We start from the raw sequence: 18495 nt of genomic DNA, 5'->3' as shown, positions 1-18495 counted from the left end.
AATAGGCATTGTGCTATGCTAAGAAAAATATATCGACCGTAAAAAACTTAATATGATAAAGGAAGTATACGATAGATGTAAATAATATAGCGAGGTAAGAAAATGAAGAAGGCATGGTGGAAGGAAGCGGTAGTATATCAAATATATCCCAGAAGCTTTTGCGACAGCAATGGAGACGGAATAGGTGATTTAAACGGTATTACAAGTAAACTGGACTATTTAAAAGAGCTTGGAATAGATGTGATATGGCTCTCACCTGTTTATAAGTCACCAAATGATGACAACGGATATGATATCAGTGATTATGAAGATATCATGACAGAGTTCGGTACTATGGATGACTTTGATAAGATGCTTGCAGCTGCGCATGAGAGAGGAATCAGGATAGTAATGGACCTTGTGGTAAATCATACATCGGACGAGCATCCCTGGTTTGTTGAGAGTCGCAGTTCAAAGGATAATGAAAAGAGAGATTATTATATCTGGAAGGAAGGTAAGGACGGTAAGGAGCCTACCAACTGGGGTTCCGCATTCTCAGGCCCGGCATGGAAGTACGATGAGAAAACTGATATGTATTATCTTCATCTCTTCTCTGTAAAACAGCCTGATTTAAACTGGGAAAATCCTAAGGTCAGAAAAGAAGTCTTTGATATGATGACAAGATGGTGTGAAAAGGGCATCGACGGTTTCAGAATGGATGTTATAAGCCTTATATCAAAGCCTGAAGGATATCCTGATGCAAAGGTGGTAGGACTTTACGGAGATATGGGAATATGTGCCAACGGACCTAAGGTGCATGATTACCTTAAAGAGATGAATGAGAAGGTACTTTCAAAGTTTGATATTATGACTGTAGGTGAGACTGCGGGAGTTACTCTTGAAGAGGCAAAAAAATATGCAAATACCGACGGTAGCGAGCTTAATATGGTATTCCAGTTTGAGCATATGGATCTTGACGGCGGTGAGAAGTTTAAATGGTCTACAAAGCCGATGCCGCTTGTTCCTTTAAAGGAGAATTTGAGCAAATGGCAGAAAGGGCTTGACGGTGTGGCATGGAACAGTTTGTATTTTTGCAATCATGACCAGCCGAGAATCGTATCAAGACTTGGTGATGAGAGCGATGCTTACAGAGAGCTTTCAGCAAAATGTATTGCAACCTGTTTACATATGATGCAGGGTACACCTTATGTATATCAGGGTGAAGAGCTTGGGATGACCAATACGGTATTTAATTCTGTGGACGATTTCAGAGACCTTGAGTCTATCAATGCTTACAGAGAACTTGTTGAGAGCGGACTTTATACTGATGAAGATATGTTCCCTAAGATTGCACACAAGAGTAGGGACAATGCAAGAACTCCTATGCAGTGGGATGCAAGTGAGAATGCAGGCTTTACTAAAGGAACACCTTGGATAGCCGTTAATCCTAACTATAAAAAGATCAATGTGGCGGATCAGTTAAAGAGAGAAGATTCCGTATTCCATTACTATCAAAAGCTTATCAGACTCAGAAAAGAAAATGAGATAATAGTATACGGAAATTATGAACTTTTACTTCCGGAAGATGAAAATATTTTTGCATATACAAGAACTTTGGACAATCAAAAGCTTTTAGTGGTATGTAACTTCAGCAAGAGCGAGCAAAAGTTTGACTTCTCAGGCTATGAAAATGCTAAAGTGCTTATATCAAATTATAACAGAGATGCCAGAGAAGACGGCATATTAAAGCCATATGAAGCGACTGTTTTATTACTTGAAAATGCATGAAAAACGTGATAAAATGTTGACAAATATAATAAAGATACTTAATGGAGGAGAATAAAATGAAAAAAAGATTCTTGAGTGTTGCAGCAGGTGTGTTAGCTGTATCTGCTATTTTGGCAGGCTGCGGTTCAGGTGCTGCAAAGAGTGACGGTGGTGCGGATAATCAGAGCAGTGCTGCAGAGACTAAGGCAGGCGAGAGCAAGGCCGACAGTGCTGCAAGCAAAGATGCCCTCAGACTTATCAACGGTAAGATTGAGATTGATGCACAGTTAAAGAAAGCTGCTGAGAAGTTCAAAGAGAAGACCGGACAGGAAGTTGTTATCGAGTCACTTGGTGGCGGTGTTGATATCCAAGGCCAGATAAAGAGCTACAAGGCTGCCGACAATATGCCTGATTTGTTCGTTATCGGTGGTGACGGAGATTACGCCAACTGGACAGATATGGTTGCGGATCTTAGCGATACAGAGTTTGCAAAGAATACGGACTTTGCTTACAAGGATAAGACAACAGGTAAGGTTGTAGGTTTCCCATATGCGGTAGAGGGATATGGAATCACATACAATGCCGATATCTTGGAGAAGGCAGGTATCGATCCTGCAACACTTAAAAACTATGATGCTTTCAAGGCCGCTTTTGAGAAGCTTGACGGCATGAAGGATGAGCTTGGTATTCAGGCTGTAGCATCAGTTGCCGCAGAGGCAGGACAGATGTATTGGTCAACAGGTAACCACTTATTCGGTTATTACTATACAGGTGGTCTTGAGAGAGGCGACAACAAGTATTTTGATATGGCAATGAAGGGTGAGCTTGATGATGAGAGACTTGGTGAGTTTGCCGATATGACAGAGCTTCTTTTCAAGTATGCAGATCCACAGGTACTTGTTTCAGGAACATATGATGACCAGTTGGCACTTTGGGCACAGGGTAAGACAGCATTTATTACACAGGGTAACTGGATTGATCCTTCACTCCCAACATACAATGTGTCATTTAAGGCAGGTCTTTTACCGCTTGCTTTCACAAAGTCAGATATGACAAGAATCCTTGCAGACTGCCCGTCATGGTGGTGTGTATATAAGGACGGTAAGAATGTAGAAGGTGCTAAGGCTTTCCTTGACTTCCTTGCTACAGATCCTGATGCACAGGAGATTCTTGTAAAAGAAGCAGGTATGATTTCACCATATAAGACAAGTACAATAGAGCCTGAGACTCCACTTGCGGTTAGCCTTAAGAAGTATGTAGATGCAGGTGAGACATCTTCATGGGCATGGTCAAATATGCCTGAAGGACTTGCACAGAACGCACTTGGACTTGTATTTGATTCATTTGCAAAGGGAAGCATTACAAGAGATGATTTTGTAACTTTGATGAAGTCAACAATGGCTGACTACATAGCAAACAATAAGAAATAATATTTTTAAAATGCTTCGCAAATTATAGAACAGCGAGTCTTTGAAGTTTTGATGGCGACTTTTTAAAGTCGCCATTTTTTTATAGAAAGATTTTTTAAACTAAGTTTATTGAAAGGAGTGAAAATTGAATACAGATAAGAAAATAATTCCTTTGGCAATGCTGGCTCTTGGAGCAATACTTACAATTTATGCATTGATTTTAGACTTGACCGGGGCTACAGGAGAGCTTAGAGGATATATACTTATTTTGGGTGTTATTTTACTCATATTGGGCGTATTTAAAATGCCGCATAAGAAGCACACAAAGATAGTAAATATGGTATTTTTATTTCCGATGGTATTTACTTTTGCAGTGACGGTTATAATTCCTTTTATTTTGGGTATTATATATTCATTTACAGATTGGAACGGAATACAGGTTACAAGATTTGTCGGATTTGAAAATTACATTACAATGTTTAAACAGTCGGACTATGTATATTCATTTGTAATTACACTTATATATACAGTTATAAATATGGTTTTGGTTAATGTTGTCGGATTTGTGCTGGCACTTGTATGCTCATCAAAGATAAAGGGTACATCGTTTTTCCGTTCAGCTTACTTTTTACCGAACCTGATCGGTGGTCTTGTACTCGGTTATGTATGGCAATTTATCTTCAATAAGGTATTTACAACCATATTTGCAGGTTCATTGTCAATGCTTACAGATGCCAACCTTGCACTGCTTGCTATTTTGATAGTAAATACATGGCAGTATGCCGGATATATAATGCTTATTTATCTTACAGGTCTTCAGACTGTACCGAAGGATGTACTTGAGGCATCGGGAGTTGACGGAGCTTCAGCACTTACAACACTGTTTAAAATAAAGATACCGATGATTGCAAATACATTTACAGTATGTATATTCCTTACATTGGTAAACTCATTTAAGCAGTTTGACTTAAACCTTGCGATAACAAACGGTGCACCGAGCCGTATTATGGGACCGAAGATTATTCAGGCTACAGAGCTTTTGGCTCTTAATATTTATAATACAGCTATCAGAAAGAACAATTATGCTCTTGGTCAGACCAAGGCGGTTGTATTCTTTATAATACTTGCAGCAGTATCTTTGACACAGGTTGCAATCAGTAAGAAGAGGGAGGTAGAGCTATAATGAAGGCACAGAAAACAAGAAATTTAATCGGCAGTATTATAGGCTTTATTATCGCATTCTTTATACTATGCCCTTTCTTCCTGGTAATTATAAACTCTGCAAAAACCAGTGCGGATATAGTAATAAGTCCTATATCTTTACCTAAGAACTGGGGACAGATGCTTGCAAACTTTAAGGGTGTTATAAACAATGACAACTTCAGTTATTGGAGCTCTTTCAGAAGCTCTTTGATAATTACAGTGGTTTCACTTGTGCTTTTGACATTGTTCTCATCAATGGCTGCATGGGTACTCAGCCGTCATCATAAAGAGGGTTGGTCAAACTTCATCTTTATGATGTTTGTAGCGGCTATGGTTATTCCTTTCCAGGTAGTTATGCTTCCTATACTTACAGTTTTCAAGAATATAGGAAACTTTACAGGAATACAGATGCTTTCAAGCTATAAGGGTGTAGTATTTGCTTACCTCGGCTTTGGAGGTTCCATGTCAATATTTGTATTGCACGGATTTATAAAGGGCATTCCAAAGGAGCTTGAGGAGGCTGCATGGATTGACGGTTGCTCTCCTGAAGGCACATTCTTCAGAATAATAATGCCTCTTCTTCGTCCGGTACAGATGACGGTTCTTATACTGAACGGTTTGTGGATATGGAATGACTATTTGCTTCCGTCCATTATGCTTGGACTTAACGGTAAGATCAAAACACTGCCTATCGCGGTAAGCAGCTTTGTAGGCTCTTATGTAAAGCAGTGGGATTTGATTCTTAGCGCCGCATTCCTTGCTATGATTCCTATAGTATTATTATTCCTGATTGCTCAAAAGCAGATTATTCAGGGAATGGTAGACGGAGCTATTAAATAAGATGTTAAAGGGGTAAACCCTAAATATAAGCCATGCGAATCCGATTTTGCATGGCTTAAAAAATAAGGAGGAGAAAATGAGAAAAAGTGGAATATTACTTCATATAAGCAGCCTTCCCGGTAAATATGGAATAGGAAGTTTCGGAAAAGCTGCATATCACTTTGTTGACAAGTTAAAAGAGGCAAAGCAATCATTCTGGCAGATACTGCCTCTTGGAGCCACAGGATACGGAGATTCACCATACCAGTCATTTTCTACATTTGCAGGAAATCCGTACTTTATAGATCTTGAACAGCTTATAGAAGAAGGTCTTTTGACCAAAAAGGAATGTGACAGTGTAGATTTCGGCACAGATTTAAAGAGAGTTGACTATAAAAAGCTCTATGACGGTAGATTTGATCTTTTACATAAGGCATATGAGAGAGCTAAAGTTTATGAAGATGATAAATTTGCAGATTTTGTTTATGAGAATTCCAAATGGCTCTGGGATTATGCACTCTTTATGGCGATTAAAGACTATTTTAACGGAGAGCCTTTTAATACCTGGCCGAAGGATATAAGAGAAAGATATGATTATGCCATCAATTATTATAGGGAGAAGCTTTACTTTGATATAGAATTTTATCAGTTCCTGCAATATAAGTTTGATGAACAGTGGAAGAAATTAAAAGCATATGCTAATGAAAACGGTATAGAGATTATCGGCGATATTCCGATTTATGTGGCTATGGACAGTGCGGACACCTGGGCGCACAGAGAGCTGTTCCAGATGGATGAAGAGGGTAAGGCTGTAGCGGTGGCAGGTTGTCCGCCTGACGGTTTTGCTCCTGACGGACAGCTTTGGGGAAATCCGCTTTATAATTGGGGATATCACAGAGATACAGGATATAAATGGTGGATAAAAAGACTTGGAAAGAATTTTGAAAAATATGATGTTATCAGAATAGATCATTTCAGAGGATTTGATGAATACTATTCCATCCCTGCAGAGAATGAGACTGCGGCAGGCGGTCACTGGGAGAAGGGTCCGGGTATTGAACTTTTCAATAAGATAAGGGAAAGACTTGGTGACTGTAAGCTTATAGCGGAGGATCTTGGATATGTGACGGACAGTGTAAGAAGACTTGTAAACGACAGCGGCTATCCCGGAATGAAAGTCCTTGAATTTGCTTTCGATTCCAGAGATACGGGAAGCGCAAATGACTACTTACCTCACAATTATACAAGAAACAGCGTGGTATATACCGGAACTCATGACAATGAGACTGTGATGGGATGGCTTGATGATATTACGGAAAAAGAGTATGATATGGTGCTTGCATACTTTAATTTAAAGAAGTCCGACAAGAAGACCGAAGTCTGTGACGCACTTATCAGAGCGGCAATGGGAAGTGTCTCGGATACCTGTATTATACCTATACAGGACTATCTTCACTATGACCACAGGTACAGAATGAACACACCTTCCACAATAGGTAAGAACTGGATGTTCAGACTTACAGAGAATGAGATAGATGAGAATACCTGGGAGAATATCAAGTATCTGACAGAGTTGTATGGCAGAGGGTAAGAGGTTGGTTTAATAATTCCAATTTAATACTACTAATTATCGCATAATTATGGTATAATATACCTCATAATATTTAAAAAGGAGGTGAAGATTATGCCACAAATTATTCCTATTAAAGATTTGAAAAACACTTCAGAGATTTCAGATTTATGCCATAGTACATCAGAACCTGTTTTTATAACAAAAAACGGATATGGTGATATGGTAATTATGAGTATTGATACCTTTGAAGGAATATCCAATAAGATGAATATGTATCAAAGTCTTATAAACTCAGAACAGCAAATCAAAGAGGGAAAAGTACGTGATGCAAGAGAGGCTCTTAATACAGTGAGGAATAAGTATGATTTATAATATTATTTTATGAAATCGTTCGAGTATCATGAAGCCAAGGTTACGGGAATGGATTATGTAATCATATATAAGATCGTTGATAAAAATGTCTATATATTAGGAATTTTTCATACTTTAGAAAACTATGAAAATAAAATAAGACTCTTTTTGAAAAAAGATATTTTTTAGTATTAAAAAAGAACCTGTCGGAGGTGTTTGTTCCGACAGGTTCTTTTAATGTTTTTAAATCTCTATAACCAAAGCCTGGTATCCTTCAAGCTTTATCTCTGTATCTGATACAAAGTCAACATTTTCCACATTGTTTAAAACAACCTTTTTACATTTTGAAGGAAGTTTTACAGTCTGTGGCTTTGTCTGAAAGTTGCCGAGTACAAGTAAAGTCTGATTATCTGAAACTCTCTTAAATGCCATAAGTTTCTCTACCTCAGGGAGATACGGTACGGTCTTACCATATACCACAGTCTCGGAATATTCCGGATTTTTTCTGAGAGCGGTAAGTTTTTTATAGTAAGAGAGCAGTGAGTCAGGATTATTTATTTGAGATGCCGCATTGATTCTCTTATAGTCAGGGCTTACCATAAGCCATGGGTTTCCTGTGGTAAATCCTGCATTTTTGCTGTCATCCCACTGGAAAGGAGTACGGCTGTTGTCACGGCTGTAATGCTTTACGGCTGCAAATGCATCTTCGGGAGACAGTCCGGCTTCTATTGCTACTTTATACTGGTCACGGGTTGATATATCATCTATCTGGTCCATAGAGGTGAAGTTTACATTCTCCATACCTATTTCCTGGCCTTGATATATAAACGGAAGTCCACGAAGCATAAACTGCATTGTACCGAGGAATTTTTTTGCGGTTTCGCTAAGCTCGTCTTCAGGGATATAGTGGCTCACACCTCTTGGCTCATCATGGTTTTCGATAATAGTGGAAATCATTCCGATATCACCGATTTTTTCCTGAGTCTCAAAGCAGCATCTCTTATAGTCGTCGGGAGTGATAGGCTTGCAGTCATACCAACCGTTTCTACTCTTTCCGAATATTGTCTCATTGAAGTCAAACATACTTGAAAAATAGCCGTCATCGCCGATGAAAAGCGGGATATCCTCTTCACGCTCGTCAAATACTTCGCCGACTGTGAAAGCATCATGCTTGGCAAATGTCTCATTTTTAAGTTCTGTAAGGAAGTCACCTACACCTATAGCATCCTCAAGCATTCTATGTGGCTCCACAAAGCCGTCTTCTCTATCCGGTGAGTAGCAATAGTCAATTATAGGGAGAGCCTTCTTTATATTTATAATGGCATCAATTCTAAAACCTGCAAGTCCTCTCTCAAGCCACCAGTTGATCATTGTATATATTTCTTCGCGAACTTTTTTGTTTTCCCAGTTGAGGTCGGGCTGCTTTTTATGGTAGAGGTGAAGATAGTACTTGTTTGTACCGGGGATCTTTTCCCATGCACTTCCGCCAAAGTAAGAACGCCAGTTGTTAGGCTCCTTGCCGTCATTACCTTCTTCGATATAGAAATACTTTCCATATTCTCCGTCAGGATCTTCCATAGCTTTTTTAAACCACTCATGCTCATCCGAGCAGTGATTTACTACAAGGTCCATAAGGATGTACATATCCCTTTTTTTGGCTTCCGCCAAAAGCTCATCCATATCGTCCATATTTCCGAATACGGGATCTATATTGTAATAGTCTGAAATATCATAGCCCTGATCCGCAAAAGGAGAGCAGTAACAAGGAGATAACCATATTATGTCAACTCCGAGATCTTTTAAATAGTCAAGTTTTTCTATAATACCTCTCAGGTCACCTATACCGCTTCCTGTGGTATCATTAAAACTTTTTGGATATATTTGATAAGCAACTTTACCATGCCACCATTTTTTCTTCATAAATAACCTCCTAAGAAAACATTTTTCTAAAGTCATAGTTTATCATAATATCAAATTATATGCAAATATAAAAATAAGGTGGCTACATACACCTTATTTTCAAAAAAAATTATTTAAAAATTTTCTTTAAAACCACACCGCTACCTATCATAGACAGGATAAAAGCGGAAAATACTATCATAATTCTTTTAGATATATCCATAAAGAAGCCTTGTGGCACAATATTTATCAAATTGTCGGTAGCCGGGTCAAGCATCCACAAATCATTGTTAAAAAAGATATGGTGGAAGATTATAAAATATTTTTCAAAATCTCCGGCAATAAGAAATACCAAAACGGCAGTTATGGCCAGAGTAATTAAAGTGCCGAATGTAAGTACATTTGACAGAAAGCAAAATATTTTACCCTTTAATAATTTTACCGCTATAATGCAAAGAATACTGATTGCTATAAGTATATATCTAAGATAAACAGCTCCCACAAAAAGACCTCGTACATCCTCCATATGCGCAACTTCTCTTTCATTAAAGAAGGCCGTGTCGGGGATTCCTGCGATATTTGCCTTTATATCGGAGAGTTTTTCTCTGTCACCTTTTAGATAGCTCATCATATCCTTTGTAACATTCATAAGATCGGACATTGAAATATCCACGTAGTTTGTTACGGCATATTTCTCATATTCTTTTTCATAAAATGAAAAATCTGAATATGCCGCAATTTCGATGGATGTAACCAGCACGATAAACATCAGTGAAAAGCTTAAAATAATTCCTAAAAAGAATCTAAGTATTTTCATTATGCATCCTTCCAAGACTTTATAACCTTCAACCTGGTGAATTCCTCACGATCCTTTTCTTCCAAAGCATTCGTGATATTCTTTGTGAGATTTTCATAGGTTGGAATAGTGATATTCTTTAAGGCATTGGCTCTTTTTTGAGTCTTTTTAATATTTCTTGCCAGACGATAAGCGGAATTTTCTATCATGGAAAGTCTTACAGTAAGTCTTTTTACTTCATTGAAGCATTCTCTGGCTTTATCAAGTGACTCTCTTGTAGCGTAATAAGCATATGTAGGCTCCATGGGAGAATCATCAAATCTTACAAGAGGGATTTCAGTACCCATTACCGACCTGGTCTTTATCTGTATACTGTCTTCAACAGGTACCGAACCTGCGACATCCGATACGAAGTCGATACCCAATTCTATATTTGCATACATCAGCGCCTTGTAAGCGGCACCAAAGGTTGTATCTATTTGTTTTTGGATTTCCTTAGCCTCATCAATCAATCCCATGAGCTCGCGGATAAGAATATTTCTCTTCTTATCCATCAAGCCATAGCCCTGTCTTGCCAGTGCCAGAGAGTTTTTTGAAGCTATCAAATTACCCTTTGTCGGGAATGTATTAATATTCATAATTAATCCTCTACTGCAGCAGGAACTATATCACCGTTTGCATCAAGTACTGTCGGCTTATAATACTGATCAAGTACCTTTGTATCTATTCTGTCAAGCTCACCTCTAGGCATAAGGCCGAGAAGTTTCCAGCCGATTTCCAAGGTATCAAATATTGTTCTGTTATCATTAACAGACTGACCGATAAACATCTGCTCAAAGGCTCTACCGAATATAAGGTATTGTTTATCCGTATCGGACAATTCATCCTCACCGATAACTGATGCAAGTGCTCTGGCATCACCAACCTTAGAGTAGGAAGAGAAGAGCTGATTTGCCACATCCTGATGGTCCGCTCTTGTAAAGCCTTCGCCGATACCGTCCTTCATAAGTCTTGAAAGAGAAGGAAGTACTGAGATAGGAGGATAGATTGACTGACCGTTTAAGTCTCTGTCAAGAACTATCTGGCCTTCGGTTATATATCCTGTAAGGTCGGGGATCGGGTGAGTGATATCATCATTCGGCATGGTAAGTATCGGAATCTGTGTAACGGAACCGTTCACACCGTTCACAATACCCGCTCTCTCATATATGGTGGCAAGCTCTGAATAAAGATATCCCGGGAAACCTTTTCTTGAAGGAATCTCACCCTTTGAAGATGAAACCTCACGCATTGCCTCCGCAAAAGAAGTCATATCCGTAAGTATTACAAGTATATGCATGCCCTTTTCAAAAGCAAGATACTCGGCAACGGTAAGAGCCACCTTCGGAGTAATAAGTCTTTCTACAACAGGATCGTTTGCGAGATTGATGAATGTGATAACATGGTCACTGACACCGCTCTCTGCAAATGTTCTCTGGAAGAAATCAGCCACATCATGCTTTACACCCATGGCTGCAAATACAACCGCAAACTTCTCATCATCATTGTTGCTGTCACCCAAAGAAGATTGACGAACAAGCTGTGCCGCAAGTTCATCATGTGGAAGTCCGTTTCCTGAGAATATAGGTAACTTCTGACCTCTGATAAGTGTCATAAGTCCGTCGATAGCGGAAATACCGGTTCTGATATAGTTTCTCGGATATTCCCTTGTGACAGGATTTAAAGGTTTTCCGTTTACATCGAGGGTCTTTTCCGCCTCCACACTTCCAAGTCCGTCGATAGGTTCTCCGATACCGTTGAAAGTTCTTCCGAACATTGCCTCGGAAACGCCTATTTCCATAGGCTTTCCTGTAAGCTTGGTATGTGTATTTCTAAGTGCCATACCGTCAGTTCCTTCAAAAACCTGTATTACCGCTTTGTCACCGTTTATTTCAATGATTTTGCCAAGACGTCTTTCTTTACCGTTTACGGTCATTTCTACAATCTCATCATAGGCAGCACCCTTGACACCCTCAAGAACTACCAGTGGTCCGTTTATGGAACTAAGTCCAAGGTATTCTATTGACATGTTTTACCTCCTATGCATTCTTTTCAAGTACTTTTTCGTAGAATGTGTCAATATCTTTTTTGTATTGATCCAACATCTCGAGCTTATCGTTAGGAACATCATACTTTATGGAAGAAACTCTGTCCCAGATACTGTCTTGATGCAAAACACTCATAGGCATGCCCTGATGAACAAGAGCTTTTGATTTCTGATAGAGATAGAGTATGACATCCATCATTTTGTACTGTTTTATCAGCGGAACACAAGTATCATCCTTGTGGAAGGCGTTTTGCTGAAGGAAACCTACTCTTATAACCTTCGCTATATCAAGTACAAGTTTCTGATCGTCAGGCAAAACATCAGCACCGATAAGTTTTACTATTTCCATCAGAGATGCTTCCTGATTGAGTATATATACAAGCCTGTTTCTATATTCTACAAAGTTCTTATCTACATGCTCCGCATACCAAGGCGCAAGATCTGTCAGGTACTCCGAATAGCTGTCAAGCCACTGTATAGCAGGGAAATGTCTTGCATATGCAAGTCTCTTATCAAGTCCCCAGAAACAGCGTACAAATCTCTTGGTATTTTGTGTTACAGGCTCGGAGAAATCACCACCCTGTGGAGATACCGCACCGATAATTGATACCGATCCTTCACTTCCGTTTAAGTTTTGCATCATGCCGGCTCTCTCATAGAATGCTGAAAGTCTTGATGCCAGATATGCCGGGAAACCTTCCTCGGCCGGCATTTCCTCAAGTCGACCTGAGATCTCACGAAGAGCCTCCGCCCATCTTGACGTTGAGTCCGCCATGATTGCAACATCATAACCCATATCACGGTAATATTCTGCAAGTGTCAGCCCTGAATAAAGAGATGCCTCTCTGGCGGCAACCGGCATATTTGAAGTGTTTGCGATAAGAGTTGTTCTATCCATCAAAGGATTTCCGGTCTTAGGATCTATAAGCTCTGAGAACTCCTCAAGAACCTGAGTCATCTCATTTCCACGCTCACCGCAACCGATATAAATAATAATATTTGCATCGGACCATTTTGCAATCTGGTGCTGTGTCATAGTCTTACCTGTACCGAATCCTCCCGGAACAGCTGCAGTACCTCCCTTTGCAAGAGGGAAGAGAGTATCAAGAATTCTCTGACCGGTAATAAGCGGAACGCTTGCCGGGAATCTCTTCTTGATAGGTCTCGGAACACGAATAGGCCAGTGCTGTGTCATGGTGATTGGAATCTCACTTCCGTCTTCAAGCTGCAATGTGAGAATCTTGTCATTTATTGTATACTCACCGTCTTCAACCACATCCAAAACATAACCCTTAAGGTTTGGAGAGAGCATTACTCTATGTAATATTGCCGGTGTTTCAGGCACCTCGGCAATTATGGTTCCTCCGTCTATAGCCTGTCCCGGTTTTACGGTTATATGTGTTTTCCAAAGTTTCTTTGTATCAAGTGAATCCACACTTACACCTCTGGAAATATAGGTTCCGTCAACCTTTGCTATCTCACTTAAAGGTCTTTCTATACCGTCAAATATATTGTTAAGGATACCCGGCGCAAGAGTTACGGAAACGGGAGCACCTGTGCCTGTTACAATTTCACCCGGCTTAATGCCTCCGGTTTCCTCATAAACTTCTATGACGGTTGCATCGGAAGTAAGTCCGATTACCTCACCTACAAGATTTTCTTCTCCTACATATACCATCTCATGCATTTCAAAACCGGAATCATTTGATGTCTTTACTATAGGTCCGTTTATTGCAAATATAATACCTGTAGTTGCCATTATAGTACCTCCATATCTACATCAAATTTTTCTTTTGCTTCTGAAATCTTTTTTTCAAAAGAATTGTCAATCAGAATATTTTTTGCCGGTATAACGGCTCTCATACCGCCATGAAAAGGATATTTACTGATGGCTATATCAATATCATGTCTTACGGAAAGATCATGTGCAAGAGATTCATCATTAGGGTCTATATATATTTTTACCTCATCATTTCCCGCAAATTTCAACGCTCTTTCAATCTGTGAATCTATCAAAGCTACATATTCGGGAGTTTCCTGATACTCTGCGAGTCTTTCCTCAAGCTGTGCAAAAATCTTTTCCTTGAGCTCGGCAGCCTTTTTTCCAAGCTCCATTCGTAGTTTTATCTGTTCAAGAGCGAGCTCTTTGTTCATCTCTTTGTCAATCCTTGTGGTTTCAGTTTTGACTTCCATATCAGCAAGTCTCGTCTCACTGTTTTGGTAGTCTAAAAAGTCCTTCTCTAAAGCATTTTTATAATCTGAAAGTATTTTTTCAGCGGCGGCAATGGCATCAGCAGTGCAAGCCTCTTTAAAATGCTGTAGTTTTTCTTCTATTGTCAAGATAATACCTACCTTTTTAATCTTAATCTAAAGTTCATTTTGCAAGATTATAATCATGCAAACTGTTACAGTTTCAAGCCGATAGCCTCATTTATATAGTCTGTAATGAAGTTTTCGGATCTTCCGGTACCATGTCGATCCGGTATATCAATAAAGAGTGGTATATGTGATTCCATCTTATATTTATTTACAAGCTCGGGATAATCCTTTGAAAACTTTTCCGTGAGAAGCACAATGCCGATATCTTTGCTCTTTATAACAAAATCAAGGGCATTTGCAAGTTCATGCTTTTCATGAACCACCACTCCTTCCACCCCTGCAAGTCTCATACCTGTAAGAGTATCCACATTATCACTTATAAGATACATTTTCATAAAATCGCCTTTATAAACGACCAAGAATCATGAATGCAACTACAAGTCCGTAAAGGCAAACACCTTCTGCAAGACCTACGAAGATAAGTGACTTACCAAGGATTGAACCGTCCTCACTGATAGCTCCAAGTGCTGCTGAAGCTGCCGCAGATACGGCGATACCGCCACCGATACATGCAAGACCTACTGAAAGAGCTGCTGAGAGGTATCCTAAGCCTGTAGCTGATGAAGCTGCTGTTTCAGAAGCTGCGTAAGCATTTCCTGATAAGAAAAATACGCATGTAATCGCCATAACACCGAAGAACATAACAACATTTCCTGCAAGGGCTTTTTTATAACGACCCTTTGTCTTTTCGCCTATCATAAATGCGATATAAGGAACTGCGATACTTAAAATAAGGGCTGCTGCAAGTGTTACTTTTACTAATGTATTCATTTTTTTCTCCTAACTAAAACATAAAAATTATTTACTATGAATAAGGTTTAAATTCTCTACCGTCACCTGTATAAAATCTTGAGAACAACTCATAATACTCAAGACGTAATACCTGTATACCTACAATTAAACCTTCCATACCCATTACAAAAATATTTCCGAGGACAACAACTATCCAGTTGATATTGCCGCTTTCAGCACCTGAAAGCATAAGCACTACTTCCATCATAGCCGCATGGCTGACTGCAAACGCACCCACCCTGACAAAGGAAAGAGAGTTTGAAAAGTAGCTTAAAAGCACTTCAAAAAGCTCAAAGAATCCCTGCAGAATAAACATGCCTACACCTCCCTCGAGATGTATCTTTTTCTTTTCCAATACAGCCGATAAAGGCTCTTTTAAGAAAATTAAAATCAGAGGAAGTACAAACATTATAAACAGAATAATTGCCGCCGGCATATGATTACCTGTCATAAACAGCATTATGGTAATAAGTGCCGATGCATAAAATACAAGTCCTGCCACACCGTTTGCATCAAACAATGCTTCACCCGGCTCATTAAACCTAAGTTTTGTCAAAATACTTAAAATCATCATAAGTATTATTATGAACATACCAAGAGTTATAGTTACCACAAATACCGTATTTAAATTTCCGATAACGGGAAGTGCAGTCATTGCTTTTGCAGGCCTTACCCAAAGTGGCTGTATTATATCTTCAAATCCGAATATAGAACCGAATAAAAATCCGAATATTGTAGAGAAGAATCCGCATCTGGCAATAATTGCCGCAAGCCTTGATTTCTTCTTATAGGCTACAATACTTCCGAGTATTAAAAGCACAAGACCCTGTCCGACATCTCCGAACATAAAACCGAACAAAACGGAATATGTCAGAGCTATAAGTATTGTAGGATCAAATTCCTTATAATTCGGCAATCCGTACATTTCAACAAACATTTCATAAGGTTTGAAAAGGGCATTGTTCTTTAACTTTATAGGCGGAGTGCTGCTTATTTTTGATAAATTTCTTTCTGCAAGACAGAAAGTACTCGGCTCATTTTCAAGTTCTTTTGCCAGTTTTTCGGCATCATCTTTTGTAAGCCATCCGCATATGATATAGAAGACTTTTTTATCTTTTCTGTTATCTCTGGTGGCTGCCGCATATTTCCTGACTTCAAAGACCTTGTTGAATCTATAAAGTACCTGATTTGCCAAAAGAAAATCTTCACGGCTGTTTTCAAGTACACTTAGTATCTTATTGTCGATATTAAGTATATTGTCCTGTAACTCCTTAATTTTTTCCTGAAGCTTGGCACTTGAATATTCAGGTGTACCATGGTACTCATCAGGCAGGAAAAATCTTTCAAAATGCATTGAAGAATATATAGCGTCTATTTGCTCCGAAATGGCATCCGGTACAAAATATACACCCCATACCTTATCATCTATTTCTCTTGCCTTGTAAAAAATAGTGTCAATACCTTCATACACAAAGGTCATAAACTTTTCATAATATTCCGTCGGCATGGAACCGAATCTGAAGTTTACATACTTAAAGTGCAGAATCTTTTCAGTGTCATAATCCAGTCCTATAAAATAGTGGACATTTTTAAGTTTTTCCTCGTATCCCGCAAGTTCCGATTCGAGTTCATTCTTTTTTTGTGATAAAGAATAGACCTTGTCTGAAATATTCCGGGTTATTTTGTCGGCCTCCTCGATACTCATGTGACGATTCGTGTGTAAACCGGTATCTTTAAAGTATTCTTTCAGTTCCTGAGATCTTGCCAAGATGTCTTTATAAGGATTGCTTTCATTGAAGGCATGCAATTCTTTGACATTTTTCAGTTCTGAAAGAGCATTTTCCAACTGAAAATCATACTTACTGATATAGGTTTCTATGATTCTGTCAATATCGTCTTTCGGGCCTGTGATATTCAAGAATTCCATTCTCTCAATCATGCGAAAGACCTCCTTGTTTCAAGTTTTAAAATATTAGAGACAATATCTTCCGGAGGAAGCGAATATCTTATGGATTCTATTATCTCTATAACTCTGCTTATCTCAAGTTCCCTGGAATACAGATAGTAGCTGAGGCTTGCCAAAGAATACGGATTATCCTTCTTATGTTTGCTATACAGATATTCCAATGTCCTCATAGAAAATTCTTCTATGCCGGGTTTGTACTTAAAAAGCTTTGCAGACAACTTTCCATAGTATGAATTATCAAATATTACAAAAAACTCATCAAGATTTTCGGCCTCAACCATTTGCTTTATTTCATCTGCGCTTATCTTGTAATAATGCGGGATTAGGGTGGCATATACCTTTGTATTACTTACTTTATAATACTTCTTGGTTCTGTATATCCATTGCATATTAAGGAAATCACATCTTGTTCCAAGGATTGAGAGTACTTCTTTGCTTTCATCACCTTTAAGCTCTTTTTGCGCAAATTTGAAACAAATCTCAAAATAATAAGAGTCAAGAGCAAGCGCATAGTCAAATATATTGGTACTTCCGGTAGACAATACATGATTTGTACAATCATAATATTCTGTATTTTTCAGAGAATCAACGAATTGTGATACGTCCTGTGCAGACATAAGTTCATCGATGTTCAGATTTGTTTTTGTACCCATATACTTGGAATATGATTTTAAATCCAAAGATGTCGGTCTATGATTGAGAATGTCTCGCAGTATACGCTTTAAGACATAGATTGTATTGTACATAGACACTAAATTCAGATATTTTCTTGGAGTACCCGAGTTAAACTTGTAGAGTCTTGAAAACTCTTCCAGATTACTTAACAATAATATTTGCTCGATATCCTCACGATGTAATGTATTGATGTCGACTTTTTTAAATGCATCACGGTAGTATTTATAATGCATAAGCTCATTCATTGCATCAGTGATGGTTTCGCATTCACATAGTGATTTGAAACCGTCAATACTTATCAAATCACTTGATATCGAACGAATTTTGGTGGTAAGGGAAGAGTATTTAAATAAATTTCCCATGGCTACTCCTTAATCATATTTGAGAATAGCATATCCACATATTTATCATGGTGAGTGTCATACATGTCTTGCAGATTCATAAAGGCCTTCTCAGACTGTTGCTTGAGTTCGGAAATCTTTTTTTCTTTAGACAAATTCATAGATTCCTGCAACTCGGCAATTCTTGCCTTTGTCTTAGCATCAAGATCTTGCTTCCAAAGCTCTTTCCTGGCGTTAATCTCAGCAGCGATTTCCTTTTTCTTTTGAACGGCATCATCAACGTAACTTTGAGATGAGTCTTCTATTTCAGAAAGCCTGCTTATTATATCATCCATAAAACCTCCTTAGTAAATAGTATTATGTGATATACCATGTAAGGCAAACCACTCAAATATATTTCAGGCTACTTATGTGGTACATTTAATAGGAAGAAACACATTTGTCAAAAATATCATATACC

At 38.6% G+C, this 18495-nt stretch carries 17 protein-coding genes; 6 read left to right on the top strand and 11 right to left on the bottom strand.

The genetic code is table 11. The features are described from left to right. Positions 1 to 102 precede the first annotated feature (102 nt). The 6 genes from SBH76_RS05705 (at position 103) to SBH76_RS05680 (ending at position 7122) form a co-directional block, all read left to right on the top strand. Positions 103 to 1767: a glycoside hydrolase family 13 protein gene (locus SBH76_RS05705; protein WP_317977108.1), complete on the top strand. Its 1665-nt coding sequence runs from the start codon at positions 103 to 105 to the stop codon at positions 1765 to 1767. A gap of 56 nt (positions 1768 to 1823) precedes the next feature. After that, positions 1824 to 3176, top strand: coding sequence for an ABC transporter substrate-binding protein (locus SBH76_RS05700; protein WP_317977106.1), 1353 nt, complete (start codon positions 1824 to 1826; stop codon positions 3174 to 3176). A gap of 124 nt (positions 3177 to 3300) precedes the next feature. Then, positions 3301 to 4338, top strand: a complete 1038-nt coding sequence (locus tag SBH76_RS05695) for a carbohydrate ABC transporter permease (RefSeq protein WP_007595174.1) — start codon at positions 3301 to 3303, stop codon at positions 4336 to 4338. Then, a complete protein-coding gene (locus tag SBH76_RS05690) occupies positions 4338 to 5198 on the top strand; it encodes a carbohydrate ABC transporter permease (protein WP_007595175.1) in 861 nt (286 codons plus the stop codon). The genes SBH76_RS05695 and SBH76_RS05690 overlap by 1 nt, the downstream gene beginning before the upstream one ends. Positions 5199 to 5274: 76 nt before the next feature. Continuing rightward, the gene (malQ, locus tag SBH76_RS05685; RefSeq protein ID WP_317977105.1) at positions 5275 to 6768 is read left to right on the top strand and encodes a 4-alpha-glucanotransferase; all 1494 of its coding nucleotides are present in this window, start codon (positions 5275 to 5277) and stop codon (positions 6766 to 6768) included. 93 nt (positions 6769 to 6861) lie between these two features. Next, positions 6862 to 7122 (top strand): type II toxin-antitoxin system Phd/YefM family antitoxin, encoded by a 261-nt coding sequence (locus SBH76_RS05680; protein WP_007595179.1) that lies wholly within the window; start codon positions 6862 to 6864, stop codon positions 7120 to 7122. 222 nt (positions 7123 to 7344) lie between these two features. Here the strand turns inward: SBH76_RS05680 and SBH76_RS05675 are convergent, their stop codons facing one another. The 11 genes from SBH76_RS05675 to SBH76_RS05625 all read right to left on the bottom strand — a co-directional run bounded on the left by SBH76_RS05675 (position 7345) and on the right by SBH76_RS05625 (position 18370). Then, the gene (locus tag SBH76_RS05675; protein WP_317977104.1) at positions 7345 to 9021 is read right to left on the bottom strand and encodes an alpha-glucosidase; all 1677 of its coding nucleotides are present in this window, start codon (positions 9019 to 9021) and stop codon (positions 7345 to 7347) included. A gap of 109 nt (positions 9022 to 9130) precedes the next feature. Then, positions 9131 to 9817, bottom strand: coding sequence for a TIGR01906 family membrane protein (locus SBH76_RS05670; protein WP_317977103.1), 687 nt, complete (start codon positions 9815 to 9817; stop codon positions 9131 to 9133). After that, complete coding sequence (locus SBH76_RS05665; protein WP_009663347.1) at positions 9817 to 10434, bottom strand: V-type ATP synthase subunit D; 618 nt, start codon at positions 10432 to 10434, stop codon at positions 9817 to 9819. Before SBH76_RS05665 ends, SBH76_RS05670 begins: the two co-directional genes overlap by 1 nt. 2 nt (positions 10435 to 10436) lie before the next feature. Next, positions 10437 to 11864: a V-type ATP synthase subunit B gene (locus SBH76_RS05660; RefSeq protein WP_009663391.1), complete on the bottom strand. Its 1428-nt coding sequence runs from the start codon at positions 11862 to 11864 to the stop codon at positions 10437 to 10439. Between the two features lie 10 nt (positions 11865 to 11874). Then, entirely contained in the window at positions 11875 to 13641 is a 1767-nt protein-coding gene (locus tag SBH76_RS05655; protein ID WP_009663263.1) for a V-type ATP synthase subunit A, read from the bottom strand. Continuing rightward, positions 13641 to 14222, bottom strand: a complete 582-nt coding sequence (locus tag SBH76_RS05650; protein WP_009663222.1) for a V-type ATP synthase subunit E — start codon at positions 14220 to 14222, stop codon at positions 13641 to 13643. The genes SBH76_RS05655 and SBH76_RS05650 overlap by 1 nt, the downstream gene beginning before the upstream one ends. Before the next feature lie 65 nt (positions 14223 to 14287). Further along, entirely contained in the window at positions 14288 to 14596 is a 309-nt protein-coding gene (locus tag SBH76_RS05645; protein WP_317977102.1) for a V-type ATP synthase subunit F, read from the bottom strand. 10 nt (positions 14597 to 14606) lie between these two features. Next, the gene (locus SBH76_RS05640) at positions 14607 to 15032 is read right to left on the bottom strand and encodes an ATP synthase subunit C (RefSeq protein ID WP_007595196.1); all 426 of its coding nucleotides are present in this window, start codon (positions 15030 to 15032) and stop codon (positions 14607 to 14609) included. A 34-nt stretch (positions 15033 to 15066) separates the two neighbouring features. Next, positions 15067 to 16992, bottom strand: a complete 1926-nt coding sequence (locus SBH76_RS05635; RefSeq protein WP_317977101.1) for a V-type ATP synthase subunit I — start codon at positions 16990 to 16992, stop codon at positions 15067 to 15069. Beyond that, the gene (locus SBH76_RS05630; RefSeq protein WP_317977100.1) at positions 16989 to 18056 is read right to left on the bottom strand and encodes a V-type ATPase subunit; all 1068 of its coding nucleotides are present in this window, start codon (positions 18054 to 18056) and stop codon (positions 16989 to 16991) included. Before SBH76_RS05630 ends, SBH76_RS05635 begins: the two co-directional genes overlap by 4 nt. Positions 18057 to 18058: 2 nt before the next feature. After that, positions 18059 to 18370 (bottom strand): hypothetical protein, encoded by a 312-nt coding sequence (locus tag SBH76_RS05625; RefSeq protein WP_009663197.1) that lies wholly within the window; start codon positions 18368 to 18370, stop codon positions 18059 to 18061. Between the last annotated feature and the right edge of the window lie 125 nt (positions 18371 to 18495).

Origin of the sequence: Lachnoanaerobaculum sanguinis (assembly GCF_033242365.1) — a bacterium.
Classification (GTDB): Bacteria; Bacillota; Clostridia; order Lachnospirales; family Lachnospiraceae; genus Lachnoanaerobaculum; species Lachnoanaerobaculum sanguinis.
The sequence above is the reverse complement of the archived record's forward strand: the minus strand, read 5'-3'. Positions and strand labels throughout refer to the sequence as shown.

Coding starts and splice junctions, on each gene's coding strand:
- SBH76_RS05670 (WP_317977103.1), bottom strand. CDS start 9,817: ATGAAAATACTTAGATTCTTTTTAGGAATTATTTTAAGCTTTTCACTG.
- SBH76_RS05675 (WP_317977104.1), bottom strand. CDS start 9,021: ATGAAGAAAAAATGGTGGCATGGTAAAGTTGCTTATCAAATATATCCA.
- SBH76_RS05705 (WP_317977108.1), top strand. CDS start 103: ATGAAGAAGGCATGGTGGAAGGAAGCGGTAGTATATCAAATATATCCC.
- SBH76_RS05690 (WP_007595175.1), top strand. CDS start 4,338: ATGAAGGCACAGAAAACAAGAAATTTAATCGGCAGTATTATAGGCTTT.
- SBH76_RS05655 (WP_009663263.1), bottom strand. CDS start 13,641: ATGGCAACTACAGGTATTATATTTGCAATAAACGGACCTATAGTAAAG.
- SBH76_RS05665 (WP_009663347.1), bottom strand. CDS start 10,434: ATGAATATTAATACATTCCCGACAAAGGGTAATTTGATAGCTTCAAAA.
- SBH76_RS05630 (WP_317977100.1), bottom strand. CDS start 18,056: ATGGGAAATTTATTTAAATACTCTTCCCTTACCACCAAAATTCGTTCG.
- SBH76_RS05635 (WP_317977101.1), bottom strand. CDS start 16,992: ATGATTGAGAGAATGGAATTCTTGAATATCACAGGCCCGAAAGACGAT.
- SBH76_RS05625 (WP_009663197.1), bottom strand. CDS start 18,370: ATGGATGATATAATAAGCAGGCTTTCTGAAATAGAAGACTCATCTCAA.
- malQ (WP_317977105.1), top strand. CDS start 5,275: ATGAGAAAAAGTGGAATATTACTTCATATAAGCAGCCTTCCCGGTAAA.
- SBH76_RS05700 (WP_317977106.1), top strand. CDS start 1,824: ATGAAAAAAAGATTCTTGAGTGTTGCAGCAGGTGTGTTAGCTGTATCT.
- SBH76_RS05680 (WP_007595179.1), top strand. CDS start 6,862: ATGCCACAAATTATTCCTATTAAAGATTTGAAAAACACTTCAGAGATT.
- SBH76_RS05645 (WP_317977102.1), bottom strand. CDS start 14,596: ATGAAAATGTATCTTATAAGTGATAATGTGGATACTCTTACAGGTATG.
- SBH76_RS05640 (WP_007595196.1), bottom strand. CDS start 15,032: ATGAATACATTAGTAAAAGTAACACTTGCAGCAGCCCTTATTTTAAGT.
- SBH76_RS05660 (WP_009663391.1), bottom strand. CDS start 11,864: ATGTCAATAGAATACCTTGGACTTAGTTCCATAAACGGACCACTGGTA.